This is a genomic window from Streptomyces sp. NPDC001137 (genome assembly GCF_040298885.1).
Lineage (GTDB): Bacteria > Actinomycetota > Actinomycetes > Streptomycetales > Streptomycetaceae > Streptomyces.
In genome coordinates this window covers 123104-146070 of the sequence record NZ_JBEPBA010000022.1, presented here as the reverse complement: position 1 = coordinate 146070, position 22967 = coordinate 123104, and the positions used below count along the sequence as shown (strand labels likewise).

The 22967-nt window shown below is 67.4% G+C and carries 25 protein-coding genes and 3 pseudogenes; 10 read left to right on the top strand and 18 right to left on the bottom strand.

Annotated elements, in window-relative coordinates:
- Positions 1 to 246: 246 nt before the first annotated feature.
- From ABT254_RS34535 to ABT254_RS34525, 3 genes are all read right to left on the bottom strand, one after another.
- A complete protein-coding gene (locus ABT254_RS34535; RefSeq protein ID WP_351479056.1) occupies positions 247 to 453 on the bottom strand; it encodes a DUF397 domain-containing protein in 207 nt (68 codons plus the stop codon).
- Between the two features lie 536 nt (positions 454 to 989).
- The gene (locus tag ABT254_RS34530; RefSeq protein WP_351479054.1) at positions 990 to 1373 is read right to left on the bottom strand and encodes a hypothetical protein; all 384 of its coding nucleotides are present in this window, start codon (positions 1371 to 1373) and stop codon (positions 990 to 992) included.
- A 214-nt stretch (positions 1374 to 1587) separates the two neighbouring features.
- On the bottom strand, positions 1588 to 2541 hold the full coding sequence (locus ABT254_RS34525) for a helix-turn-helix domain-containing protein (RefSeq protein ID WP_351479052.1): 954 nt from the start codon (positions 2539 to 2541) through the stop codon (positions 1588 to 1590).
- Between the two features lie 375 nt (positions 2542 to 2916).
- Here ABT254_RS34525 and ABT254_RS34520 point away from each other — a divergent pair, with 375 nt between their 5' ends.
- On the top strand, positions 2917 to 3087 hold the full coding sequence (locus ABT254_RS34520; RefSeq protein ID WP_351479050.1) for a hypothetical protein: 171 nt from the start codon (positions 2917 to 2919) through the stop codon (positions 3085 to 3087).
- A 253-nt stretch (positions 3088 to 3340) separates the two neighbouring features.
- Here ABT254_RS34520 and ABT254_RS34515 read toward each other — a convergent pair whose 3' ends face one another.
- The gene (locus ABT254_RS34515; RefSeq protein ID WP_351479154.1) at positions 3341 to 3796 is read right to left on the bottom strand and encodes an Lrp/AsnC family transcriptional regulator; all 456 of its coding nucleotides are present in this window, start codon (positions 3794 to 3796) and stop codon (positions 3341 to 3343) included.
- 123 nt (positions 3797 to 3919) lie between these two features.
- Here ABT254_RS34515 and ABT254_RS34510 point away from each other — a divergent pair, with 123 nt between their 5' ends.
- The 3 genes and pseudogenes from ABT254_RS34510 (at position 3920) to ABT254_RS34500 (ending at position 5104) form a co-directional block, all read left to right on the top strand.
- Positions 3920 to 4468, top strand: a complete 549-nt coding sequence (locus ABT254_RS34510; RefSeq protein WP_351479047.1) for an RBBP9/YdeN family alpha/beta hydrolase — start codon at positions 3920 to 3922, stop codon at positions 4466 to 4468.
- Positions 4469 to 4540: 72 nt separating this feature from the next.
- Positions 4541 to 4737: pseudogene (locus ABT254_RS34505) on the top strand (leucine zipper domain-containing protein); the annotation flags it as partial.
- 73 nt (positions 4738 to 4810) lie between these two features.
- Positions 4811 to 5104: a hypothetical protein gene (locus tag ABT254_RS34500; protein WP_351479044.1), complete on the top strand. Its 294-nt coding sequence runs from the start codon at positions 4811 to 4813 to the stop codon at positions 5102 to 5104.
- A gap of 523 nt (positions 5105 to 5627) precedes the next feature.
- Here ABT254_RS34500 and ABT254_RS34495 read toward each other — a convergent pair.
- The 3 genes and pseudogenes from ABT254_RS34495 to ABT254_RS34485 all read right to left on the bottom strand — a co-directional run.
- The gene (locus ABT254_RS34495) at positions 5628 to 6122 is read right to left on the bottom strand and encodes a hypothetical protein (RefSeq protein ID WP_351479041.1); all 495 of its coding nucleotides are present in this window, start codon (positions 6120 to 6122) and stop codon (positions 5628 to 5630) included.
- Positions 6123 to 6337: 215 nt separating this feature from the next.
- Positions 6338 to 6670, bottom strand: coding sequence for a hypothetical protein (locus ABT254_RS46590; RefSeq protein WP_450751966.1), 333 nt, complete (start codon positions 6668 to 6670; stop codon positions 6338 to 6340).
- Between the two features lie 123 nt (positions 6671 to 6793).
- A pseudogene (locus ABT254_RS34485) lies at positions 6794 to 6985 on the bottom strand (helix-turn-helix domain-containing protein); the annotation flags it as partial.
- A gap of 150 nt (positions 6986 to 7135) precedes the next feature.
- On the opposite strand from ABT254_RS34485, the gene ABT254_RS34480 reads away from it, so the two are divergent.
- The gene (locus ABT254_RS34480; protein ID WP_351479035.1) at positions 7136 to 7771 is read left to right on the top strand and encodes a hypothetical protein; all 636 of its coding nucleotides are present in this window, start codon (positions 7136 to 7138) and stop codon (positions 7769 to 7771) included.
- Positions 7772 to 7977: 206 nt separating this feature from the next.
- On the opposite strand, the gene ABT254_RS34475 is transcribed toward ABT254_RS34480, so the two are convergent.
- The 3 genes from ABT254_RS34475 to ABT254_RS34465 form a co-directional block, all read right to left on the bottom strand.
- Positions 7978 to 8541 carry a DinB family protein gene (locus ABT254_RS34475; RefSeq protein WP_351479032.1) on the bottom strand — a complete coding sequence of 188 codons (564 nt, stop codon included), beginning with the start codon at positions 8539 to 8541 and terminating at the stop codon, positions 7978 to 7980.
- 880 nt (positions 8542 to 9421) lie between these two features.
- Entirely contained in the window at positions 9422 to 9940 is a 519-nt protein-coding gene (locus ABT254_RS34470; RefSeq protein ID WP_351479029.1) for a DUF2716 domain-containing protein, read from the bottom strand.
- Between the two features lie 119 nt (positions 9941 to 10059).
- Complete coding sequence (locus ABT254_RS34465) at positions 10060 to 10881, bottom strand: class I SAM-dependent methyltransferase (RefSeq protein ID WP_351479026.1); 822 nt, start codon at positions 10879 to 10881, stop codon at positions 10060 to 10062.
- Between the two features lie 361 nt (positions 10882 to 11242).
- Here ABT254_RS34465 and ABT254_RS34460 point away from each other — a divergent pair, with 361 nt between their 5' ends.
- Positions 11243 to 11617, top strand: a complete 375-nt coding sequence (locus ABT254_RS34460; RefSeq protein WP_351479024.1) for a hypothetical protein — start codon at positions 11243 to 11245, stop codon at positions 11615 to 11617.
- Between the two features lie 63 nt (positions 11618 to 11680).
- Here ABT254_RS34460 and ABT254_RS34455 read toward each other — a convergent pair whose 3' ends face one another.
- The 6 genes from ABT254_RS34455 to ABT254_RS34430 all read right to left on the bottom strand — a co-directional run bounded on the left by ABT254_RS34455 (position 11681) and on the right by ABT254_RS34430 (position 16030).
- The gene (locus tag ABT254_RS34455; RefSeq protein ID WP_351479021.1) at positions 11681 to 12214 is read right to left on the bottom strand and encodes a P-loop NTPase family protein; all 534 of its coding nucleotides are present in this window, start codon (positions 12212 to 12214) and stop codon (positions 11681 to 11683) included.
- Positions 12215 to 12355: 141 nt separating this feature from the next.
- Complete coding sequence (locus ABT254_RS34450; protein WP_351479018.1) at positions 12356 to 12898, bottom strand: hypothetical protein; 543 nt, start codon at positions 12896 to 12898, stop codon at positions 12356 to 12358.
- Positions 12899 to 13551: 653 nt separating this feature from the next.
- Positions 13552 to 14448 carry an aminoglycoside phosphotransferase family protein gene (locus tag ABT254_RS34445; RefSeq protein ID WP_351479015.1) on the bottom strand — a complete coding sequence of 299 codons (897 nt, stop codon included), beginning with the start codon at positions 14446 to 14448 and terminating at the stop codon, positions 13552 to 13554.
- A 451-nt stretch (positions 14449 to 14899) separates the two neighbouring features.
- A complete protein-coding gene (locus ABT254_RS34440) occupies positions 14900 to 15196 on the bottom strand; it encodes a hypothetical protein (protein ID WP_351479012.1) in 297 nt (98 codons plus the stop codon).
- Positions 15197 to 15413: 217 nt separating this feature from the next.
- The gene (locus ABT254_RS34435; RefSeq protein WP_351479009.1) at positions 15414 to 15791 is read right to left on the bottom strand and encodes a fic family toxin-antitoxin system, toxin component; all 378 of its coding nucleotides are present in this window, start codon (positions 15789 to 15791) and stop codon (positions 15414 to 15416) included.
- Positions 15791 to 16030: a hypothetical protein gene (locus tag ABT254_RS34430; RefSeq protein WP_344401637.1), complete on the bottom strand. Its 240-nt coding sequence runs from the start codon at positions 16028 to 16030 to the stop codon at positions 15791 to 15793. The genes ABT254_RS34435 and ABT254_RS34430 overlap by 1 nt, the downstream gene beginning before the upstream one ends.
- Before the next feature lie 144 nt (positions 16031 to 16174).
- Here ABT254_RS34430 and ligA point away from each other — a divergent pair, with 144 nt between their 5' ends.
- Together ligA and ABT254_RS34420 are read left to right on the top strand one after the other, a co-directional pair.
- On the top strand, positions 16175 to 18262 hold the full coding sequence (ligA, locus tag ABT254_RS34425; protein ID WP_351479005.1) for an NAD-dependent DNA ligase LigA: 2088 nt from the start codon (positions 16175 to 16177) through the stop codon (positions 18260 to 18262).
- A 626-nt stretch (positions 18263 to 18888) separates the two neighbouring features.
- Positions 18889 to 19650: an MBL fold metallo-hydrolase gene (locus tag ABT254_RS34420; protein WP_351479002.1), complete on the top strand. Its 762-nt coding sequence runs from the start codon at positions 18889 to 18891 to the stop codon at positions 19648 to 19650.
- Between the two features lie 115 nt (positions 19651 to 19765).
- Here the strand turns inward: ABT254_RS34420 and ABT254_RS34415 are convergent, their stop codons facing one another.
- Positions 19766 to 20344 (bottom strand): TetR/AcrR family transcriptional regulator, encoded by a 579-nt coding sequence (locus ABT254_RS34415; protein WP_351478999.1) that lies wholly within the window; start codon positions 20342 to 20344, stop codon positions 19766 to 19768.
- A gap of 69 nt (positions 20345 to 20413) precedes the next feature.
- Here ABT254_RS34415 and ABT254_RS34410 point away from each other — a divergent pair, with 69 nt between their 5' ends.
- Positions 20414 to 21007: a dihydrofolate reductase family protein gene (locus tag ABT254_RS34410; protein WP_351478996.1), complete on the top strand. Its 594-nt coding sequence runs from the start codon at positions 20414 to 20416 to the stop codon at positions 21005 to 21007.
- Positions 21008 to 21036: 29 nt separating this feature from the next.
- Here the strand turns inward: ABT254_RS34410 and ABT254_RS46585 are convergent.
- Positions 21037 to 21590, bottom strand: a pseudogene (locus tag ABT254_RS46585) (transposase); the annotation flags it as partial.
- A gap of 343 nt (positions 21591 to 21933) precedes the next feature.
- Between ABT254_RS46585 and ABT254_RS34400 the strand changes: the two are divergent.
- Positions 21934 to 22782, top strand: coding sequence for a hypothetical protein (locus tag ABT254_RS34400; RefSeq protein ID WP_351478993.1), 849 nt, complete (start codon positions 21934 to 21936; stop codon positions 22780 to 22782).
- Positions 22783 to 22967: the final 185 nt, after the last annotated feature.

Here is a 22967-nt window from a genome sequence, read left to right as displayed (position 1 = left end):
AGCTACACGACATCACCCAGGCACAGGCCGACGCCGTAAAGAAAACAGTGCCAGTACGTCGGCGAGGTCTTCCTCCAGAGCCCCGTCTTCGGCAAGACCGCACAGGAGGAGCGGGCCAAGCGCTGGAACACCCGCGGCCTGACCGTCACGACCCCCCTGGACCCCAAGGCCCAGGCGGGCCGTCCAGACGTCCATCACTCAGCACGTCTACACGTCCTCGGCGCGGCGTAGCGCACGCCGTGCGGTTCAGGGGCGGGGAGCGGGGGTCTCGGTGGCCGGCGGGCGGATGAGGTGGGTGATGAAGTGCTGCCAGGGGGCCGGGGTGAAGGTGAGGATCGCGCCGGGGGTGCGGAAGGAGTCCCGGATCATCACCTGTGTGTCGGTGAGCGCCATTTCCAGGCAGTTGATGTTTTCGCTGAAGCTGCTTTTGTGCCATGCCCGCGGCTTGAGCACCAGCGTGCCTCCTGTCGCATCACCCGCCGGGGGGCGGGCACGGGCAACTTGCTTGCAGCGCGCGCCTTTCACGGGCCCGGTAGGCCCTTCCCGCCGTCCCCCGCTTGCCTGAGAGCCATCACGTGCGGCACTGGCCACAGCACGTTACGCCAGGATAACAACGGCCGCAGGGAATGCGAATACGGTGGTTTCTGCCATGATCACGCGTGCTGGCGGGTGGGGGAAGGCGGGTTGTGGACCTGGCCGGTGGCGGGATGGATGAGGTTCCTGCGGCGGGTGAAGTTGACGAGTTATGGCGTGTGCCGGCTGCGGCGGGGCGGACGGGGACATCCAGCGCGGCTAGACTGGGCGGCCTGAGCCGGGGCTTATAAGGGGACGGTCCATGACGCGTTCGACGCTCACTCAACGGCCGCGTGCGCCGCGTGTGGTGTGGTCCCTGTATGCACTGGCGGCAGGGATCCTGGCGTACGGCGCCGGCTACGCCGCCACCCGCCTGTCCGGCACCGCAGCCTGGGGTGTGGCTGTGGCCGTGGTGGTCACGGTAGCAGCGGGCTGGTGGGGGGCTGCTGTGGTGCAGCGTCTGGGGCCGTCTCCTCGTCGGGTGCGGGCGGGCTCAGTGCGGCGGGACGAGAGCGGGTCGTTGGAGCGGGCGCGGCACTGAGCGAACGGCCGCGCAGCCAGGCCCGCAGCCGGGCGGTGACCATGGCGCCCACGCCGCAGCCGGCCACGCCGAGCCATCCGGCTGGGTGTGGGATGAGCACCTCGACGAAGACCAGACACACACCACCCAGCACGGCCGGCGGGATGGTGATCACCCACAGCAGATGCACGGTGCGCGTCCGGTCATTGAGGACGTGGTGAACGATCTCGTTGCACAGGCGGACCCAGGTGTCCACGCCGGCGGGTTCACGCCGTGCCATGGTCTCACCCCCTACTCGGCCCCGGCAGCGGCCGGTGAGCGCCCCGTTGTGTCCATCCCACACCCCAGACGTGGTCAGTCGTTAAGACCGCAGCCGTGCGGTGGCTGCGGGCGGCGCCGTTCCTCGAAGACGAGCATCCTGACGACGGGATGCCGGCCCCTAAACCCGGCATGCGGCGGGCGGGGGGTGCCGCATGCGGGCCGTGAGGCAGGGGTCATGACGGGGCATCACCCGGCCCGCCGTCGGCGCCCGTGCCAGGGTTGGTGTCGGTGCCCGTGTCGGCTTCAGGGATGTGAAGGTCGGCGCTGACGTCGCCGACGTGCTCGGCGACCTGGCGCAGCCGCAGGCTCATGTGGTCGGCCAGGGCCACGTCCTCCAGCTCCCAGAAGGCCTGCAGGAACCGGCCGGTCTCTTCGGGGTCGTTGCTGGCGTAGGTCTCCGCGCGCGGATTCTCCAGATACAGCGAGTCCGGCATGCCCTCCTCGGCGAACTCGAAATGCGTGAAGGGGCCCAGCAGGCCGCGGTGGGCGCCGATGCTGAAGGGCAGAATCTGCAGCTTGATACGCGGGTGGTCGGCCAGCTCCGCCAGTCGCAGCATCTGCGCTTTCATCACTCTCGGCCCGCCCACCCGGCGGCGGATGACGGACTCGTCCAGGATCATGAACAGCTGCGGGCCCTCGTCGCCCTCGAGAATGTCCTGCCGGGCCAGCCGGGCCTCGACCTTGCGGTCCAACTCCGCCGAGGTGCCCGCCTCCCACTGCGTGTCCGTGAGCATCGCCCGCATGTACTCCTCGGTCTGGAACAGACCCGGCACCACGTAGTAATGGAACCCGCGGATGACCGACGCGGACGACTCCAGCGCCAGAAACGACAAGAACTCCTTGCCGTAGATGTCGCGGTACTCGCTGAACGGCAGCTTCCTGCTGCCCCGGGCCAGCTGCAGCAGCTGATCCGACCTGCGGCGGTCCGACACCCCGTACTCGGCCAGCAACGCCTTCAGATCGTTGACGGTGACCGCGACCTCGCCGGCCTCGATCCTGATCAGCTTCGAGGGATGCCAGTCCATCTTCGCAGCCACTTCACGCTGCGTCAGATTCGCCCGCGTGCGGGCATTGCGCAATTCTGTCCGCAACCGAAGACGCTGAATGGCAGGACTTGGCGTGCTCACGATGCGCACCTCCCATCCCACACGATGCTATATGCAAGGTAGCAGATCGTCATATCGTCCCACCAGTCCTAGCGAATCGGCGGATCCCACCACGCAGCACCAGCCCACCTGCACCGTTCCGGGCGGGCAACCGCAACCAGCAAGGGTCCACCATGCAATCTCGCACAACACGCTGACACAGAAACCGTGCGAACACAGTGCGTGACACCGTATCGGATCACACACCCGAAAATCTCCCACACCGCATCCTCGCGGCCGCCGAAGCGCTCTTCCTCGGCCTGCTGTACCTCGCCGACGCCGAACTCGCCCGCGGGGACCGGCCCGGCGCCCGTACCGCCGTACGCTCCAGTGCCCTCGCCGAGGAACTGACCGACCGTGAGTTGTCGATACCTGCGTGCGCTGCAGGGGCCGGCGACCCGGCGGGAGATCGGGGCGGTGATGTTCCTGTCGATCAACACGGTCCAGGCGTACAACAAGAGCCTGTACCGCAGGCACGCCTCCCGGCACGACGCCTCGCCGACCGGGCGTCGGTACGCGCCCTGCTGACCCCGCTCTGGGACGCCGGCCACGACGTACTGGCCTTCGAGACGACGGAGAATCCCCCGAACGGTGATTGCGCTACGGGTAGTTGAGCTCGGCGAGTTCGGTGGCGAGATTCCGGGGCGTGGCGCGCCGGGCAGCCGGGACCGGGCAGCGCAAGCGGCCGAGCCTACACACAGGAGACGATCACCCCATCCGCAGCCGTCGACGAGGGCCGGAGCCCGGCCGGCGATATGTGGCACCCCCTAGGCGTGGCGGGTCATGAGGTTGTTGACGTGCCGTCAGTCAGCGGCTTGTGGGGGTAGGCGCGGAGCACGAGGGATGTGGTGACGGGGCCGTAGCGGGCAAGTGCGTCGACAACCTCTTCGAGTCGTTCTGCCTGCGGGCAGTAGACGTCGAAGATGAGGCAGTCTTCCCCGGTGACTCTGAGGGTGGAGGCGATCTCGGAGGTCCGTGAGGCGAAGTCCAGGGCGCGTGAGAGCTGGGCGTGCGTGGTGCGCAGCCGGATGACCGCGTGAATATTCAGCCCCAGGGTTGACGGGTCGACCACGGCACGGTAGCCGGTGATGACGCCGTTCTTCTCCAGACGTTGGATACGTGCGCTGGCCGCGGGCTGCGAGAGTCCGACGCGGCGCCCTACTTCCGCGCCGGTCAGCCGGCCGTCGGTCTGGAGCAGGGTGAGGATGTCCCGGTCTATCCGATCAAGTGATTCCATTGTTGTCCGCACCATTTTCTTTGAGATCACTTGCGTCACTGCCGCTGCCCTGATGCATCCAACAGAATCTGTGCCAGGCGCTCCCGTGATCGTAGAGAGCGACGAGTGAAACGGTGGTGGGCAGTGGTCGCGTACGTCATCATCCCAGGTATCGACGGCTCGGACGGGGAGCACTGGCAGACCTTGTGGGAGCGGCAGTGGGGCACCTCAGCGGTGCGGATTTCCCCTGCCTCGTGGTCCGCCCCCGATCTGGATGACTGGGTCGATGCTGTCCAGGAGGCGTACGACGACGCTTCCCAGCACGCCAGCCCCGTTGTGTTGGTGGCACACAGCCTGGGCTGCTGGGCTGCGTCCGCCTGGCTGAACAAGAACCCCTCGAGTCCGACAGGCGGCGCATTCCTCGTCGCGCCGCCCGACCCGCACGGGCCGGCGTTCCCACGCCAGGCGGCCGCCACGTTCGCCGAGGTTTCGGCGCAGCCGTTGCCGTGCCCGGCCCTGGTGATAGGCAGCACCAACGACCCGTACTGCACCCCCGAGGCAGCCGCCGGGTTCGCGGCGCGGTGGGAGGCGCGATGGCACCTGGCGGGCGCGCACGGACACATCAACTCCGCCAGCGGCCTGGGTTCGTGGGAGCACGGTCGTGAACTCCTGAACTCGCTGTCCCAGCAGTGATCAACCACAGCATGGGACGTCAGCCACCAGGTACCGCCCTGCGGTTGCTCTTCGAGCAAGGACGTCTGCCCGTTGACGCACAAGAATGCGCCGCTGTCCGTCGAAGGTCGCCGTCGGCTCGTCGAACGGCGCCGGACGCGGCCCGTCACACATGTGGCAGCCGAGATGGGCGTCTCTCGAGGGTGCGCGTCCACGTGGTCAATCGCTGCCGACACCACGGTGACCTCGGCCTGCTCGATCGTTCTTCGACACCACATTGTCAGCCGACGACCAGGGCGGGCCTAGCGCGAGGCCACCCGTCCCGCGCGGACGGTCATCGGGTGTACCGGCTACCGTTCCCCCGTGGCCGAGGAACCGATAACCATCAAGTTCACGCGAGATCAGGCTCTTGTGCTGTCGGACTGGCTTCATAAAACGATGCACCAGTCCGACGTACTGGATGTCCTGTTGAAGACGGACCGTGCGGTCTGGTCTCCGATCTACGCGATCTCCGGGGCTCTGGGAACGACCCTCGCTGAGGTCTTCATGCCGGACTACGACGAGCGCGTGAAGACAGCGCGTCAGCGCCTGCTGGTCGAGATGTACGGCTCGGATGACGAAACAGAGACAACAGAGACAGGGGACGCCGCGTCCTGACACGGGTTTGAGGCACCGATCAAGCCCGTGGAAGGTCTTGAAGTGGCTCGTGGGACTCGACATTCGAACAGTGGGAGCGGTGCTGGAGCCGCTTCTGCCGCCGATACCGAAGAGGGGACAGCCACCGAAAGACCGTCGGCGGTCTTCTACAGGATCTGACGGCGGGCCAGGACCGGCTCGGTCTGGCGGGACGTCCCCGGGCGGTGCGGGCCGTGGGAGACCGCGTACTCATTTTTCCGGCGCTGACAGATCTACGGCCTTTGGGCCCGCGTCTTGGAAGAACTCCAGGTCTGGGCCGATGCGGACGAAGTGATCGAGCGGGAGGTATCCGTCGACTCAACGGCTTGCTGGGCTCGGCTGGCCGTTCGCTACGAGGCGGCCGTCCAACCCATGTTGATACGGCAGTCACTGTGACCACATCTCAAACACTTCGCAGCAGAAGACCCTCGCTCCTCCGTGAACTGGGCTGGCGGGGCGTCCTCACCATCACGTCGGTCTCCCGTGACTGACGACTCGCCGCGGCTCAGCACTGGTCACCTACCAGGTCGTCCCAGTCACCCCGGCTCATCGGCTGGTCCCCCGCCCAGACCTCGCCGGGCTTGAGAGCGGTCAGATCGGCGCCGGAGAAGACAAGCTCCGAGGCGTACTTCATGGAGTCATCGTCATGCACCGTGAAGGACAGGTTGTAGGACCGGCTCCGCACCATCCTCTGAGGCCCGCTCCACGACACCCGCCACGAGCTCGGCGGGGCGAACAGGGGGAACGTCGTATCGCCGAACCCCTCGGGGATCCGAGACCGCCAGCCGTTGCCCGGGTAGTCGGCCAAGCCAGTATCGTCGGTCACCCACGAGCGCAACTCCACGCCGCTCGCCCGATCGTCGCCGCACGGGCGCACCCGCGCAACCGGCTGCCCGTTCCCGTCCAGCCAGACCGCAATCAACTGCTTCTGCGGCGGCGTGCACCCGGTGAGCAGCGCACTCCCCACCGCCACACACACCGCCGCCACCACCCGTCGCATGCCCGCCCCCTGTCCGGCACAGCCTGCGCCGCCCACCGCAGCAGCCACTCCGTGGTTGGCGGCCCCCGTACGCGACCAGATCCGCGCCCAGGCCCCATTCGCCCACGAACTGCCGGTAAAGTCCAGACACTTGATGGCCATGGCCACCCTGCCGCACAGGGCGCACTTGTGTATCCCCGGGCAGACGTTCATCCACTGGATCTGTTGAACTGCTGTCAGTCTCTCCACGCACTCGCCCACTGGCTGGTTCGCAGGCTATTGCGGGTGAGGGGTCGGGTCATCATGGTGACGAGTCCCCAGTTCAGGTGGGCTTCGGAGTGCTGTGGGAGACGTTTGTAGTCACGTGCGTTTCGGCGGGCGTTCATGCACCAGCCGATCGTGCGCTCGACTTCCCGGCGGCGGGGCAGGACGACGAAACCTTTGGTGCCTTTGGGCCGCAAAGCGAACAGCGCCCTCGTGATCTGCGCAATCAGCTCCTCCGTTCGACTGACGAGCTGTTCGTAACACTGCCGGCTGACGTTCCCTATCCGGTCGGCCACTTCGGTCATGATGACCACCGCCCTTGCCCGGCTCCGTCCCGGCCGCCACGACGCGACCGGTCAAAGGTGCGCCAGGCCCGGTCACCATCCACCGTGATGCGCTCGCGACACACCGGGGCAAGGTGTGAGCCAGGGGCGCTCGAAGGCACTCGAAGAATGCAGGGCGTCCGTGCCGCCCTCCCGCCAGGCGGCACACCAGGCATACGCGGACTTCTGCGATACCCGTAACGCATGCGCGACCTGCGGCGGCCGCATCCCGGCCGCGAACATCTCGGCGGCCTGGAACCGGACCCGCTCCCGCCGGACCCGCTCCACCGCGGTCAGACCACCCCCATCCGGGACACCTCATGACACCGGACTCACCCACTGCCCTCCGAAGCCGCGACACCCGAAGGGATACCTACGTACCATCCGGTGAAGGTCCGGGTCGGAACCGCCGGTTGCCGGGTGGGAAGAACGAGGAACGGTGCCCGTATGCATCCCCTTGACGCACTGATCCGGCGTTACGTCGTGCCTCTCGCCAAGGAGGCCGGCTGCTCCCGATCGGGCCGGACGTTTCGTCTGATCGCGAACAGCGGTGATCAAGCCATGTTCGATTTCTCCCCGCACGCCGTGGACCCTGACATGGTCGTCTTCGAGGCCAATTGGCACATCGCGCCGCTCCCGTACTGGGAATGGATCACTCGTCAGCACGTGGGTGCCAAGCTGACAAACAGCTCAGGAGCCATGGTGACGGGCCGCGTCCTGCCGCCGGACGAGGCTGCACACCACCCCCGCGACGGGTTCCCGTTCTTCCGAGAGCGGTGGGCGTTTCCGTACGAGGGCAGTGACGAGGTCTGCGGCCTGGCCCTGCAGAGAACCCTGCGGGAGGAGACGCTTCCGCGTATGCGGCACCTTCTCGACCGGTCCAACTTGCTGGAGGTGGTGCGCAGCACGGACGTGTCGCCGATGAAGCGGATGGATCCGTTGAGAGGTGAGATCGTCCTGCGGGTGGATGGCGATCCGGTCGAGGAGGTTGGCGCACTGATCGACCAGGAGGAGAAGACGGGCTGCTTTCCTCCCTTCGTGCAGTGGGCGCGTCGACGCCTGGCAGAACGCATCCCGAACTGAGAGAACGACCTGAGCACCTCGCTGCCTGCACCGTTGGCGCCCTCGCCCCGGGCCAGGCTGAGGCGGATGCGGAACCGACTCAACGGTTCATGGCCGGGACCAGGCTCACCCTGACCGCGCCGTAAGTCACCCCGAAGCGAAACCCTCGGAAGCTCACCACCACCGGAAAGGAAGCGAACCGCTGTGTTCGTCCTCTGGTTACCAATTCATATGCGGCGCGGCTCGGCTCCGTCCTGCCAGCGGTAGAGGTCGCGCAGCAGGGAAATTTCAGCGCCGTGATGGATCAGCTCCCTGTTGACGTGCAGGACCCTGTTCTCCATGGGAAACCGCTCGGGACCCACCGGCGGCGGATTGTCCAGGTCAGCGTCCGAGAGTTCGCGGACCCCCGCGTTCCATCTCCCGTACATCTCATCGAGCTGTTTCAACGCCTCGTCAGCGGTCCCGGCATAGGCGAATGTCTCGGAGTCGATGTTCTGGCCGCCGAAGTACCATCCGACTCGATACCCCAGGCACGAGACGATGATGTGCGCAAGCCGCCAGGCAATCGTGGTCACCGGGGCCGGCACCGGGTCCGGGGACGCGAAGTCCATCGTCCACTCCCCCGAACCCACCGACATTGGTGCGGCCGACGTGCCTCGCGGGCGGATGCTCCAGCAGCCGGACACCGGCTCCCAGAAGTACTCCTCGTCGGTAAGACCCTCCAGCCGTGGCCGCAGGTTCTTGTGCCAGTACCAGTCCAACTGCTCCGCGAGTGGCTCGCTTCTTGTCATGTCCGCACACTACATTCCGTACTGGGGCGCGGTGCCTGACCTGTCGCCCGGCTGCCTCACTGATCTACAGCCCGCTCTCAGATGTTGGCCGCCCGCCCGCAGTCGGAACGTCCAGTCCTCGTCCCCATCGGTCATGCACGGCCCCACGACCCGCGGGAATCAAGACGAAGTGGTCCCGCACAACCGGGCCCTGGCGCCCGGAGTGTGACACCCGTTCAGCCACGCTCGGCGCGACAGTGGCCACAAGGGTATGCATCGTAGGTCGCATGAACAGCACACAGAGGGTTGGTCTCATGAGGGTCGTTTCACGAGTCGCGGTCGGTGCTGCCCTGGGTCTTGCCCTTGCGGCAGGTTCGGCGACGGCCGCATCCGCCGTGACCATGGCGTCCGCGGCGAACCTGACTACAAATGCCATGGGTGCACAACCGAGCCCTGAGGGCGACCTGGCCAACTGCACTGCCCTCTGGATCCAAATCTGCCTTACCTGAGGCTCCGGAGGCGAAGCGCGCGCTTGCTGCCTGCCGCTGTCGCAGCGCCGCTCCACCCGCAGTCCGCAGTCCCCGGCCCTGCTGAGGCTTGCCACCACAAGGCGATCGAGGCGGTCCCCGCACCATCAGCGGGTGGATCATGCCCTCACTCGACACACTGTCGCCTCGTCACACCGCCGGGCTGGGGCGAGCCCGGCCTCGCCTGCGCGGACACCGCTCAGGCGTGCAACCTCGCTCACGCATCCACGGACCTGGTCCGACACCGCCGCGGCCACCAGTTCGGCGAGTGGATCCGCCAGGCCGAGCGGTGTGAGCTGCCTCGATCCGCTCCTTCGCCCGCTTCCTCCGGCAGGACTTCGACGCCGTCACCTCTGCCTCACTCTCGCTGGACATCACGTTGCAGGCAAACTGCGGCCAGCACGTCGCAGTGGCGGTCCCAGGACATCTTCGATATCGGCGGCCACCTCATTTAGCAGCTCCTGGCCGAACAGACACACCGACGACTCCCAGGGGTGCCCGAAGCTGCCAAGCCGGAAGTCCCCCGAGAGATAGATGTAGTAATCGCCGTCGGGGTAAGGACTCAGTGGCCATGGTTCCTGTCCATGTCCGCCGACGCGATGCGGAGCAAAGGAGTAGGAGATGTGCTGCCAGTCGAGCGCGAACAGCCTGGCCTCCGGCTCGACGCACGCAGTCAGCCCCTGCTCGACAAGCACGACAAAACGGTCTAGACGCACATAGCTCGGATCCTCGTCCAATGACGCCAGACTCCATGTGACGGAGTCAGCCGGCTCCTTGATCGCAGGCCACTTGGCCGGGTTCATGCTCGGCCTGAAGGCGAACTCCACGTAGAAGCGGTCCCAGACACTTCGATACTCGGCCTCCGGCAGCTCGGTGACAGGCTCGCTCGTCATCCGCACAGCCTATCGAGCCTGGCCAGCGTGCTCCCTTCGGCGCGTACCCATCACAAGATCGCTGACAGAACCTTGAAGATCCCCGCCCGTACTCGAATCGTTCCAAGGGCTCTTGACGGTCACCCTGGCCCGGGCCTGCGGGCCAATTCGTAGGCGAAGCTGACCGGGTCGGTGAGATGGCCGTCGGCTGTATAGGGGCCGAGTTCGGCGGAAAGCTCGGCATCGAACGCGGTGGCATGTCCTGCGAGCACCGAGGGTGGCAGGAACGATGTCGACCGGATATGGCCCGCGAGTTCACGGATCGTCCAGTGGTGCTCGACAGAAAACTCGTAGCGTCCCACGGGCTCGAACCCGGTGCGGGACAACACCTCGTGATCAGGGTCCTCCTGCCGTGCCTGTTCCCAGCCGGGCGGGACGCGGCTCGCCTCGCCGAGAGCGTCCTGCCACCGGCAGAGCAGGCTGGCCAGCGCATGCTGCCACTCCTTGGGACCTGCCCATGGGGATGTTGACCAGCAGAGCGCGAGGCAGCCGCCGGGCTTGAGCCAGGCGTGGGCCAGCTCGGCGACAACCGTGCGGCGCAGCCGGTGGAACGCGTTACCGATGACGATCAGCTCGAAACTGCCTGGCTCGGCGTCAAGGTCCTCAGCGCCGGCGGTGACCGTCAGGATGTGGTCCGCATGGGCGGCGATCGCCTTGGCACGGACCACCTGGGTCATATCGGGTTCGGCGTCCAAGGCCCATACGTCCGCGAACCAGTCTCGGAGCGGGAAGGCGAGTTGGCCGGTGCCGCAGGCAAGGTCGAGCAGGCGTCCGCGCCCGGAAGGGGCTGCCTGCCGTACGAGATCGTTGATCATCGAGTCGGGGTAGGGCAGCCGGAACCGGTCGTAGTAGCCGGCGGTGCCCCGATACAGGTAGGGCTCGAACCTCACCGCGTCGGTCATACGATCACCATCGCACGAAGCGGAGTCGGATCCGGCCACACTTGGTGGCCGGCAACTCCCAGTTTCCGCCCACTCACGTTCGGCACCCTCCCACGTGGTTGATGCCCAGGCGCAACGCCAGCGCTTCGAACTCGATCGAATTCATAGACGGGGCGGCGCAGCCGTCGGAGGGTTGGTACGACGACGACAGGCCCCCGACCCGTCACATGTGAAGGGTACGGAATCTGCTGAAGTGCAGGCCTTGCCGGCACGTTGGTGCGGGACACGGCCCGGCGCGCGTCGAAGAAGGACCGGTCCGGCATGCGTCGAGTACCGGTGGTGACGACCGGCGGAGGCCGGCCGTAAACGGAGGGACACCACGATGCGCAGGATCACACGCGGCGCAGCCGCGCTCGCACTCGCCACGGCCGCGATAGCAGCGGCCGGAACCGGCTCGGCGCACGCGAACGACAGGACCGTGTACGGCTGTCCGGGCGGGGCGGTGTGCATCTATCCCGAAGGGGCGGACATCCACACGAGCTCGCCTACGAACATCTTCTACAGCTACGGCGCCCACAATCTCAGCAACCAGTTCGGCAACCACTACGTGCTCAACAACCAGTACGGCAGCGCCAACGCCACCGCCCAGTTGTGCAACGGCTACAACGGCGCCGACTGCACAATCACCATTGGGCTGAACGAGTTCGCTGTCTACAACCTGACTCCGATCAACTCGGTTGTCCTGAACCGACCGTGATGCTCTGTCAGCAGATGACGCCGAAGGCGTAACACCGGTACGCCTGTCGCAACGGTGTCCTCGTCAGCGGTCCAGTGCGGGCAGATGGACCAGGCCGGTGTAGAGCATGATGCGGTCGATGGTCTCGTGCAGGGCGCTGTCGACGCCGACGATGGTCTCGATGCCCCCGGGCAGCAGATCGCGCGGACGGTACCAGTCGCGCAGTTGCATCACGTTGACATCGTCGGCGATCGGCTTGGTGGCGTGCCGGGCGAGGGTCTCGTCGAACGGCACGTCCAGGTAGAAGCCGTGGCTCGGGCCGCGGTGGTCGGCACGCAACTGCGCGAGCATGTCGCCGTAGTGGTCGGCGTAGAGAATCCCTTCGACCACCACTTGATACCCGGCGTCCAGGGCGTAGCGGGCGGTCAGGTCGATCAAGCCGATGTTCGCGGCGCCGGGCCGGTCGCGCTCGCGCAGCACGATGCGGCGGAGGTTGTCCTGGGCGACGAGGGCCAGGCCACGGCCGAACCTGTCGCGGAGGCCGGCCGCTACGGACGACTTCCCTGAGGCGCTGTTACCGCGCAGCACGACCAGCCGGGTGTTTTCAGTTCCCACCATCACGGCGGTCACGCTATCGACCACCGGTGACACCGCCTTGGGCCGTTGACTCACGCGATCATCGGCATCTCTCCACTAGCGAGTCGGTCCCTCGGGGCCGCGGTGACGTGCTCGATCACGGACGTGAATTTCAGCCCCGCGTCAAACGAGCGCGGTGACCGTGCGGTGGGCCAGTTCGCCGCGTGCGCGCTCGTCGGGGAGGGCCGGCAGGGCGAGGGACAGCCATACCTTCATGTCGTTCCCGGCGGAGACGAGGACGGCCTCCCCGGGCCCGTGGGCAATGCCGGCCGTACTGAGTGCGTTGAGTACGGCGGCGCGTCGTTCGGCCGTAGCCCTCCGGTCGACCTCACGGGCTGCCGCGTAGATCGCGTTGAACAGTTCGCCGACAGCCCGGACCGCTGTGGTGGCGTTGATGCTGTAGGGCCCCATGGTCACCGTGTCGGTTGCCGGCTCGTAGCCGAAGCCCCAGAAGTGGCGGGCCACGTCTCGGGGGATCTCCCCTGCCTTGACGCGTTCCTTCTGTGGGCCTCGGCCCCTGCCACGGGACCAGTCCTCGAAATGGGTCAGACCGTCACGCATGTCCTTCACACCGGGCAGCTGCTTCTGGAACCGCCGGCACGCCTCCACCAGGTGCTGCACAACAGCCGGGTCGATGCCCAGCTCTTCCAGCGCATCGAGCTCCAACGTCGCTGCCGTCAGCAGCTGACGCAGGGCGCTACAGAGGTGCCGAGCGTCGATCTGACGCGAGTCGCACCAACGAAACCCCTCAGCGCCGGCATGCATGCGCTGGACGGACAGAACGACGTCTTCGCGTGCCCAACGAGTTTCCGACACAGCGACTGCGTACGGGTTGTCCGCCGGTGACCAGTGGTTTGCCGGAGGCTCGGTGTTGGTGGTGTCCATTGCGACATCGTCTCCCCCGGGCTGTGGGTCATGCCGGCATTTTCGGCGCCGCCGCCGCTCTGAAGCCGACCGTTGAGAGGCGTAAGGGGGCTGGGCCATGCAGCTGGTTTCGTCCTCCCGATTCCGTGGCTGGGCGGGATGTCCGTCCACGCCTCATGCGAGCGATGTTGGCGGCGCCCAGATCCTCTTCCGGAGCCGGCCTGCCTGCCCCGCCGGCCCGAGCAGCGGTGAGGTCAGACGCTGCTCAGCTTGCGGCCGGTGGTCGTTCTCGCGTCCTTCCTGGCAGTGGTCGCCTTCTCGGCGCTCTTCGAGGCCGTCTTCTCGGCTGGCGCTTTCGCGGTGTTTTTCGCCGTGCTCTTCTTCGCCCGACACAGGTCGCGAACGTCGGTGTCGGAGGCCTCGCCGCGCGACGTTCACGACTGGTCGAAAGCACATCAAACACCCTTCAGAACACGATCAAGTGCCGCCCGACCTGCAGGTCCCCAGTGCGGCTTGCCGCCGGGAAGACCCCGGTCCCCGTTCTGCCCCATGAGCATGAGGAACAGGCACTTCATAGCTGCCAACCCCCGGGCGCGCCGGATCGCCGCCTCGTCTGCATGCGCGTACGTGTCAAAGAACCGTGAGGCCGTGCCCGCGGGTAGCAGCACCCATGCGGCGGCGAGGTCCCACGCCGGGTCGCCGGCGAACATGTCACCGAAGTCGACGATGCCCGAGAGCGTTCCGTCCGAGACGACGACGTTTGCGGGATGGAGGTCACCGTGCACCCACACCGGCGGGTCCTCCCACGCGCCGGCCGCAACAGCGTCGTCCCAGACAGCCCGGACATCGGCGGCGATGTCACCGAGGGCAACTGCCTGGAAGAAATTCTCGAAGCCGTCAGTGCAGTTCCTGGGATGGGCGCCGCGGTCCGTAGCGATCGGCGCCTCGGCGGGCGCCTCCACATGGAGCGCCCGGAGGAAGCCCGCCAGCGTGTCGGCCGCGTGGGCGCCGCGGCTGATCGAGCCGTGGTCCAGCGGTTCGCCGCGAACCCACGTCATCACGGTCCAGTGCTTGGGGAAGCGCTCGGACGGTTCGCCGAACCGCACCGGGGTCGGCACGGGGAGCGGCAGGCGCGGGGCCAGCACAGGTAGCCACCGCCGCTCCTTGAGCTGGAGCTCCGGGGTCGGGTCCATACGCTGCATGCGCACGGCGAACTCGTCCCCGAGGCGCCACATTTGGTTGCCCCAACCGCCCGCCACCTCGCGAATGGCCAGCCCTGCGAGGTCTGGATGCTGCTCCTGCAGCAGGTCCCGGACCATGTCTGCGGTGATCTCGATCTCGGAGTGGTTCATGCGAAGTCACAGTATCGAGGTGGCAGGGGAGCGACTCTCACCCTCCGGAACATCCCGTGTGGTTCCTCTGTCATCACAAATTCCATTTCAGAGAGCTGCAGATCAGAGGCTCGGGGATGGGCCGGCCCAGAAGCTCAGAGCAGTCCCAACGCGTCCAGGCCTTCCACGAGGCCTCACTCACTGTCGATCACCTCCCGACTGTCGCACACGCCACTGACAGTGGGTTGAGTGAAAGCCCGCCCGCCCCTGACAGTTCGCCGGCACGGCGAACTGCCGTGGTCGCCCCGACGGCTCGGTAGCCGACACGGGCGCAACGCCTACGCCCAGTTATGCAACGTCTACAACGGCGCCACAGCACGGTCACGACCGGGCTCAACGAGTTCTGCGTGTACAACCTGACTCCGATCAACTCCGTCACCCTGAACCAACGTTGAGAGTTTGGAGAACAAACTCAGGGCGTGTCACCGGAGTAGTAGAAGCGGCACGTCACGCCCGGGCCGGGCGTGCGCGGTTCGCCGGAGAGCGGGTCGTACAGGGCGCGACCACCCGGCCACCGCGACAGCTCGGTGGACAGGGCGGCGCCGTCGTCGACTTCCTCCGGGCGCCAGCCCGTGATGTCCAGCAGCAGTCCGTCCAGCGGCCCGCCTACGAGCGCGGCGTAGGTCCGACACGGGCGCGGGCCGGGGTCGGGGTCGTCGTGGTCGAAGCCGTAGACCCGGCCGCGCAGCAGTTGCTCATCGCCGTTCATCACTCCAGCCTGTCAGCCGCCACCGACAACGCGGGCTTGCGGACAGGGTTTGCTGCTGAGTACGGACGCGGGTGCCGCGTTGATGGGTCTTGAGCTCGGTAAAGACGGCTTCCGCCTCCCAGCGCTCCTGGTAGACCGCCTCCAGCGGAAGAGCATGCGGAATCAGGGCTGAGGCGGAAGACGACGCCGCCTGCATCCCCGTGCCTTGTGGTGCGGCTCAGGTGGATCGCGGCCAGGCCTGCAGTAGTGCGGCGATGCGTTCGGTGGTGCAGGCAGGTTCGCGCAGCGTGTCGCGGAGGGCGATGGCGTCCTCCCGGGTGGGCTTGACCGGGATCCCGGAGGCCTCCAGGTACATCACGCCTGTCGCGGCGGCTACGGCCATGTTGGAGCGCTCCAGCCAGCGGCAGCGCCCGAGGATGTGCACCAGTGCGGCAGCGCGCGCGTAGGGGCCGTCGTAGACGGGAGTTTCCAGCAGTTCGGCTCTGTGGCAGGCTACGGCGGCCACGGGTATCCCGTAATCCTCGGGGGCGGGATCTGCCGCACCCGCCACCTCCGCGACCTGCAGGATCCAGGGAACGTCGATGTACAGATCCATTACGCGGCGTGTGCCCCCGAGGAGCGGCGGTCGGCGTCCTCGGCCTCGTCGAAGACCGCCTGGTGCTCGTCGAGGAAGCGCCTCGCCGCGTCCAGGCCCCGCTGCCGCATCCCGCCGACGTCCTCCCGCACGAGAGCAGCGATGTAATCGCCCACGCTCATGCCGCGGTCCTTGGCTCGGGCTGTGGCCAGCTCCGCGATCTCGTCGTCGACCCGCCAGCCCTTCTGTGTCTTCGCCATCCCATGATGGTAACAGGTGGTACCAGGGCGGGTACGGCCTTCCGGGCGTCGGGGCGAGGACGGCGTGCAGCCGCGATCGGACGTGCGTCGGGGCCCGTCCCGCTGGAGCGGGCGATGTCAGTGGTGGCAGGCAGGATGACAGGCATGACAACACCTGCAGCTCTGATCACGGATGTAGCCGCCTACGCGCAGGCGGTCGAGGACGCGGTGAAGGCGTCGGCCGCCTACTACGAGGGCGGCTCCTCTCCCCTGGATGACGACGCCTACGACCGGCTGGTGCGGGGCATCGCCGCGTGGGAGGCCGAACATCCCGATCAGGTGCTGCCGGATTCGCCGACGGGGAAGGTCGCCGGCGGCGCCGTCGAGGGCGATGTCCCGCACACGGTGGCGATGCTGAGCCTGGACAACGTGTTCTCGCCGGAAGAGTTCACCTCCTGGGCCGCCTCCCTGGCCCGGAGGATCGGCCACGAGGTCGAGCGGTTCAGTGTCGAGCCGAAGCTGGACGGGCTCGCGGTCGCCGCCCGCTACACCGGCGGCCGCCTGAGACAGCTGATCACCCGGGGGGACGGGACGGCCGGGGAGGACGTCTCGCACGCGATCGGCACCATCGTGGGCCTGCCGACCGAACTCGCCGAGCCGGTCACCGTGGAGGTCCGGGGCGAGGTCCTGATGACGACCGCCCAGTTCGAGCACGCCAATGAGGTGCGCACCGCGCATGGCGGGCAGCCGTTCGCCAACCCGCGCGGCGCCTCCGCGGGCACCCTGCGCGCCAAGGAGCGCGCCTACACCGTGCCGATGACCTTCTTCGGCTACGGCCTGCTGCCCCTGGCCGACACCGAGACCGAGCTCGTCGCGCGGCTGGGTGCGAGCGCGCACAGTGACCTGATGGCGCAGGCCGCCGCGTTCGGGGTGAACACCACCGCTGCCACCGCGGTGCCCGGTGTCACCGCCGACACCGTGGAGCAGGTACTGGCCCGGGTGCAGGAGATAGCCGCGCTGCGGGCCGAGTTGCCGTTCGGGATCGACGGGATCGTCATCAAGGCCGATCTCGCGGCCGACCAGCAGGCGGCAGGTTCAGGAACGCGGGCCCCACGGTGGGCGATCGCCTACAAGCTGCCGGCCGTCGAGAAGATCACGCGGCTGCTCGAGGTGGAGTGGAACGTCGGCCGCACCGGCATCATCGCCCCACGCGCCGTACTGGAGCCGGTGGAGATCGACGGCGCCACCATCACGTACGCCACTCTCCACAACCCGGCTGACATCACCCGCCGTGACCTGCGTCTGGGCGACCATGTCATGGTTCACCGGGCCGGCGACGTCATTCCCCGCATCGAGGCTCCGGTCGCCCACCTGCGCACCGGCGACGAGCAGACCATCGCCTTCCCCGAGGTGTGCCCGCGCTGCGGGTCTGCCATCGACACCAGCCAGGAACGCTGGCGGTGCGAACAGGGCCGCAACTGCCATCTCGTCGCGTCTCTCTCGTATGCGGCAGGCCGCGACCAGCTCGACATCGAAGGCCTGGGCGCCACCCGCGTCGTGCAGCTCGTCGATGCGGGCCTGGTCACCGATCTCGCCGACCTGTTCACCCTCACCCGCGAGCAGCTCCTCGCGCTGGAACGGATGGGCGAGACCAGCACCGACAATCTCCTGACCGCGATCAACACCGCCAAGGGGCAGCCGTTGTCGCGGGTGCTGTGCGCGCTCGGGGTGCGCGGCACCGGCCGCTCCATGTCCCGCCGCATCGCCCGGTACTTCGCGACCATGGACAATATCCGCGCCGCTGACGCGGAAACGATGCAGCAGGTCGAGGGCATCGGCACCGAGAAGGCCCCCTCGATCGTCGCCGAACTCGCCGAACTCGCCCCGCTCATCGACAAGCTCGCCGCCGCCGGGGTGAACATGACTGAGCCCGGCGCCACCCCGCCCGCGCCGACCACCGGAGAACTCGGCGCCGATGACGGGAGCGTGGATGCGGCAGGTGGGCCCCTGGCCGGCATGACGGTCGTGGTCACCGGCGCGATGACCGGCGTGCTGGAGAAGCTCAGCCGCAACCAGATGAACGAGCTCATCGAACGCGCAGGCGGCCGCTCCTCCTCGAGCGTCTCCAAGAAGACCACCCTGGTCGTTGCCGGCGACGGCGCCGGATCCAAGCGGGCCAAGGCTGAAACCCTCGGCATTCGTCTGGTGACGCCGGATGAATTCGCCGTCCTGGTCGCCGACTTCGTCGCCTGAGCTCTCCGGCAAAGTGTGCCCCAGGTCACCGTCCCTGAGGCGACGGGCCGGGAACACTTCAGAATGGTTGACCGTTCATCTAGACGTGGCTGCGGAGGGGACAGTGTCCCCGGGCCTCACCTATAGCCCATGGGGACGATCGTTCGGCTGAAGCCCCATGGAGCCTTTCGCCGAGAGGCGACCGCCCTCCGCACGTCACCGCTTACGGCCCCGGCTGGCCTCCCCCGTCCAGCCGGGGCTGTTCCGTCCCTGCTATTGGCACGGGCCAGGTCACGAACGCCCAGCCGTTGACGAGGCACCCCCCTTCGCCTCTCCGGTCAGCCGAGGTGCGGGGTGGTCAGCGCGGCGGTCCAGTCGGTGACGAGCGCGTTCTGCGCTGCCACGAGGGTGATCTGGCCGCGGTGACCCGTAGCCCGACGCGGATACGAACCAGGCCCTCGCCCGCCACCGCTGAAAACAACCACACACGGCGGGCCAGGAGATACCGAAGCCGACGGGCACGTCCCTCCGCTGAACATCTTTGTCGCCGACGTACCCACTGAATTTGCGCAGCATCACGCGCGGAAAGCGATGAGTTTGGCCGCGGGGCGCAGTCTCAGTACTGCAACCAGCAGATAGGAGCGGAGATGGGCACGCTGCATCAGGTGGCCGACGGCGTCTGGGTTCGGCAGAGCGAGTGGGTGTGGGCCAATTCCGTCGTCGTGCACGGACAGGACGGACTGATCCTGATCGATCCCGGCATCCACGGCTCGGAGCTGGACCAGCTCGCCGACGACGTGGAACGACTCGGCATCCCGGTGGCCGCCGGGTTTTGCACCCACCCCCACTGGGACCACCTGCTGTGGCACCCGCGCTTCGGCGACGTGCCCCGCTACGCCACCCCTGCCGCCGCCGTAGCCGCCCAAGCCCGTGAGCGGGCCCAGGCCATGGCGGCGCAGAGCGCCTCAGGCATCCCCCTCGATCTGGTCGCGCTCGTCACCCCGCTCCCCACCGACGGCACCCCCGTCCCGGGCGAGATCATCGAGCATCAGGCACACGCGATCGGCCACGCCGCCATCCTCCTCGCAGACAGGGGCGTTCTCCTCGCCGGCGACATGCTCTCCGACGTCCTCATCCCGCTCTTCGACGTCCGCCAGGACGATCAGGTTGCCGCCTACGAGAGAGCGCTCGACCGGCTGGACGAGGCCGCCGCCCACGCCGATGTCTTGATCCCCGGCCACGGCACGGTAGCCGAAGGACCCGAGGTGGCGGCCCGCCTCGCCGCCGACCACGCCTACATCGACGCGCTCCGGCAAGGAAAAGAGCCCCTCGACGCGCGCCTGGGACCACACACGGACTGGCTCTCCGGCCCCCACCGAGCGAACCTCGAACAGGCCCGAAAGCGCTAGCCAGGCCGTTTCTTTCGGATCGGCGGAGGGAGGCAAGGGCGGGCACATGCCGAGGCCGGTCCGGTCCGCTTCCCCTCCAGCATCGGGGCGGGCGTCATTTCTGGCGCCGAGCCCTCTACTCCGCCCCCACGATGCGCTCCACTGCGGCCGTCACCAGTTGTTCACGCTCTGCCTCCGTGAAGACGTCCGGCAAGGTGAGCTGCTCAACGATCAGCCAGTTCAGCGTCAGCATGAGCAGCTTGACGGCCGTGGCGTCGCCCGGGAGGCCGGAAGCCTCGTGATAGGCGACGTTCGCGTCGACGTCTGCTCGGACTCGCTCCGTGAGGACCTTGCGCAGTTCGGGGCGGCGGGTGGCCTCCAGGCGGAGTTCCAGCAGCGCGAGGTAACCGGTGCGGAAGGAGGTGATGCGGCCGACGAGTTCGCGCATCAGTTCAGCGTAGGTTTCCCGGTCGCGGTCGGCTGCCTGCTGGCGGGCGATCGTGGCCTCGTCGGGCTGGAGTCGCTCATAGACCCGGGCGCCGGCCTGGGTGAGCAGATCGTCGCGGCTGGCGAAGTAGTTGGACGCCGTGCCGGCGGGAACGGCCGCCTCGGCGTCCACGGCCCGGAAAGTCAGCCCGCGGGCGCCTTCCCGGGCCAGCACCTCGATCGCCGCGTCGACAAGGGCCGCGCGTCGCTGGTCATTCCGTCTCACCATTGACACCACTCCAGATGTAGTACTACGTTCTAACCACTTCAATCAGAGTACTACGCGTGGGGGGTCATTTTGCGAAAGCTCGTGTACTACGTCGGCACCTCGCTCGACGGCCGCATCGCCGGTCCCGGCGGCGAGTTCGACTTCTTTCCGCAGGGCGACGAGCAGCAGGCCGCCGCCTACTCGACCTGGATGAACGCCCTGTACCCGGAGACCATCCCAACCGCTTATCGCGCGGCCCTCAACGTCGCCGACGCACCCAAACGGCGTTTCGACACCGTCGTCATGGGTCTCGGTACCTACCGCCCAGCCCTCGACAACGGGATCACCAGCCCGTACGCGCATCTGCGTCAGTACGTGGTGTCCAGCACTCTCAAGCCGGACACCGACCCAGCCGTCACCGTCGTGCCGAGCGATCCGCTGGCCCTCGTCCGCGACCTCAAGGGCGAGGCGGGCGCCGCCCTGGACATCTGGCTCTGCGGGGGCGGCCGGCTCGCGGGCACCCTGCTGCCCGAGATTGACGAGCTGCTGATCAAGACGTATCCGGTCGTTGCCGGTACCGGGGTCCCGGTAGTCGACGGTGCCTTCGACCCCACCGTCTTCGACGTCGCCGAGCGCACTGCCTTCTCCAACGGGGTCACTTTCACCCACCTTACCCGCCGCTAGGCGGTTTCGGTTCTGCGGGCGGTCCCATGGCGAACCGTCATGAACTGCCGTACTTCATAGGCGAGATGGCTGTAGAGCTTGTCCCAGACGAGCACGATCGGCCCGCCGAGCTGGTGATGCGCGGTGATGAGCAAGCCGCGGTAGTCGGTCCAGAGGAAGCTCTTGCGCCCGTCACGTCGGCCGTCATCGCGGCGCGGCCGGTAGACCAGGGGGAGCGTTCACCCGGCTTGTAGCAGATCAGGGCAGCAATGGAGATGCGGCGGCGGGAGGGCCGCGAACCCGGATGACGGGGGTGTGGCCCGCGCGGGGCCCAGGTGCGAGCGGTCGGCGGCGTCGTCGAGAAGCAGGACGACTCCTCGGCCAACTCCGCCTCGAACTGCACGAACTGCGCCTCACTCAGCCGCGGTGGCGGGGCCGAACCCGCCGACCGGAGCGCCCCTGGACCGTTCTTGTCCCAGGCCGACCGCCACCGCTGCACCGACCGGACACTGACCCGTAACTCCTTCGCTCCGCGAGCTGTTCGTGCAGCGCCTGCTCGAAGGTGCTGAATGGTCTCGTTTTTCCTCGGGCTGGTATTGGCCATGAGCACTTTGGTGCCGACCAAGAAGCACTGGGTGCAGCCCCTTGCATAGCCGCGGCCCTCAGGTCCTCCAGTGCTTCCATCCCTGGTTCGAGGTGCTTGAACTTCGAGCTGCGGAGAAGGCCTTGGCCTCACTCGAGGCAGGATTCGTCTGGACGCCTCGGTCTGACATGCAGACCACGGCGGCTGGATGCGGGCACGTGATCGGGCGAACACCACTGGCCCGCTACGCACTTATTGCACAGAAGATCTTCACCATTCCCGACGTCAGTTCATATGATGCGAGATCAACAGGGCTGGCCGGAGGGCGACTTCGGCGGGCCTCTCACGTTCCCGTGGGGGATTCATGCGTATACCCATCGCGGCCGCCGTGGTTTCCGGTGCCGTCGTTCTGTCCGCGCTCGCTCTTCCGGCTGCCGCTCAGGCGGCGGAGCGAACGAGTGTGTCGGCGAAGCTGAGCTCCTTTGCCTCGAAGGCCGTCCGGCCGCACGATTCGCTGGGCAACACCAAGTTCTCGAACGCGGTCATCAACGGCGGCAAGGACATCGTTCTCGGCACCACCGGCACGAAGTCCGTCACCGTCACGTACACCGCCACCGACCAGAACGGCGTCGCGCTCACCGAGGCCTTCCTGTGGCAGGGCACTGACAGTTCGACCACGGACGGCATCACCGGCGGCCTGGGCACGGATGACGACCCCGCCTGCACGGAGACAACGAACCAGGGCGTCTACCACTGCAAGGCCGTCTTCAACATCCACCCGGCCACCGACATGAAGGACAACGGCGTGGCCGGGACCTGGAAGCTGTTCCTCGGCGCGTGGGACCTGTACGCGAACGCCAGCTACAACGACGACGTCGCCACCGTCTCGATCAAGAAGCTCTCCACGCTGACCGCCGACGCCACGCCCGAGCCGGTCAAGAAGGGCAAGCCCATCACGGTCACGGGCAAGCTCGCCCGCGCGAACTGGTCGACGGCCAAGTACGCGGGCTACGCGAACCAGCCCGCGAAGCTGCAGTTCCGCAAGAAGGGCAGCAGCACCTACAGCACCCTCAAGACCGTCAAGACCAACACCACCGGCGTCCTGAAGACCACCACCACGGCCACGGCCGACGGGTACTACCGCTACGTCTTCGCCGGCACCGCCACCACCGCCGCCTCGACAGCGCCCGGCGACTTCGTCGACGTCAGGTAAGCACCGCGACGCCGAGCCACCGGGGAGCGACCACGGCGGCGCCGAACTCAACGAATCGGCGCCGCAAGGTTGCCTCGGTGGGGGCTCATGTCGCCACCGGGAACATACGAACGGGCCGTCGCCGTCACGAACAAGCAGGGAATGAATCCCGGTAACCGTGATCTGGCGCTGCGGACGAACAAAAT

What these genes read in the sequence shown, in the direction of transcription:
- ABT254_RS34530 (WP_351479054.1), bottom strand. Translation starts at nt 1,373, where the DNA reads ATGGCACGGCGTGAACCCGCCGGCGTGGACACCTGGGTCCGCCTGTGC.
- ABT254_RS34515 (WP_351479154.1), bottom strand. Translation starts at nt 3,796, where the DNA reads ATGGAATCACTTGATCGGATAGACCGGGACATCCTCACCCTGCTCCAG.
- ABT254_RS34495 (WP_351479041.1), bottom strand. Translation starts at nt 6,122, where the DNA reads ATGCGACGGGTGGTGGCGGCGGTGTGTGTGGCGGTGGGGAGTGCGCTG.
- ABT254_RS46590 (WP_450751966.1), bottom strand. Translation starts at nt 6,670, where the DNA reads ATGACCGAAGTGGCCGACCGGATAGGGAACGTCAGCCGGCAGTGTTAC.
- ABT254_RS34480 (WP_351479035.1), top strand. Translation starts at nt 7,136, where the DNA reads ATGCATCCCCTTGACGCACTGATCCGGCGTTACGTCGTGCCTCTCGCC.
- ABT254_RS34475 (WP_351479032.1), bottom strand. Translation starts at nt 8,541, where the DNA reads ATGACAAGAAGCGAGCCACTCGCGGAGCAGTTGGACTGGTACTGGCAC.
- ABT254_RS34470 (WP_351479029.1), bottom strand. Translation starts at nt 9,940, where the DNA reads ATGACGAGCGAGCCTGTCACCGAGCTGCCGGAGGCCGAGTATCGAAGT.
- ABT254_RS34465 (WP_351479026.1), bottom strand. Translation starts at nt 10,881, where the DNA reads ATGACCGACGCGGTGAGGTTCGAGCCCTACCTGTATCGGGGCACCGCC.
- ABT254_RS34460 (WP_351479024.1), top strand. Translation starts at nt 11,243, where the DNA reads ATGCGCAGGATCACACGCGGCGCAGCCGCGCTCGCACTCGCCACGGCC.
- ABT254_RS34455 (WP_351479021.1), bottom strand. Translation starts at nt 12,214, where the DNA reads ATGGTGGGAACTGAAAACACCCGGCTGGTCGTGCTGCGCGGTAACAGC.
- ABT254_RS34445 (WP_351479015.1), bottom strand. Translation starts at nt 14,448, where the DNA reads ATGAACCACTCCGAGATCGAGATCACCGCAGACATGGTCCGGGACCTG.
- ABT254_RS34440 (WP_351479012.1), bottom strand. Translation starts at nt 15,196, where the DNA reads ATGAACGGCGATGAGCAACTGCTGCGCGGCCGGGTCTACGGCTTCGAC.
- ABT254_RS34435 (WP_351479009.1), bottom strand. Translation starts at nt 15,791, where the DNA reads ATGGATCTGTACATCGACGTTCCCTGGATCCTGCAGGTCGCGGAGGTG.
- ABT254_RS34430 (WP_344401637.1), bottom strand. Translation starts at nt 16,030, where the DNA reads ATGGCGAAGACACAGAAGGGCTGGCGGGTCGACGACGAGATCGCGGAG.
- ligA (WP_351479005.1), top strand. Translation starts at nt 16,175, where the DNA reads ATGACAACACCTGCAGCTCTGATCACGGATGTAGCCGCCTACGCGCAG.
- ABT254_RS34420 (WP_351479002.1), top strand. Translation starts at nt 18,889, where the DNA reads ATGGGCACGCTGCATCAGGTGGCCGACGGCGTCTGGGTTCGGCAGAGC.
- ABT254_RS34415 (WP_351478999.1), bottom strand. Translation starts at nt 20,344, where the DNA reads ATGGTGAGACGGAATGACCAGCGACGCGCGGCCCTTGTCGACGCGGCG.
- ABT254_RS34400 (WP_351478993.1), top strand. Translation starts at nt 21,934, where the DNA reads ATGCGTATACCCATCGCGGCCGCCGTGGTTTCCGGTGCCGTCGTTCTG.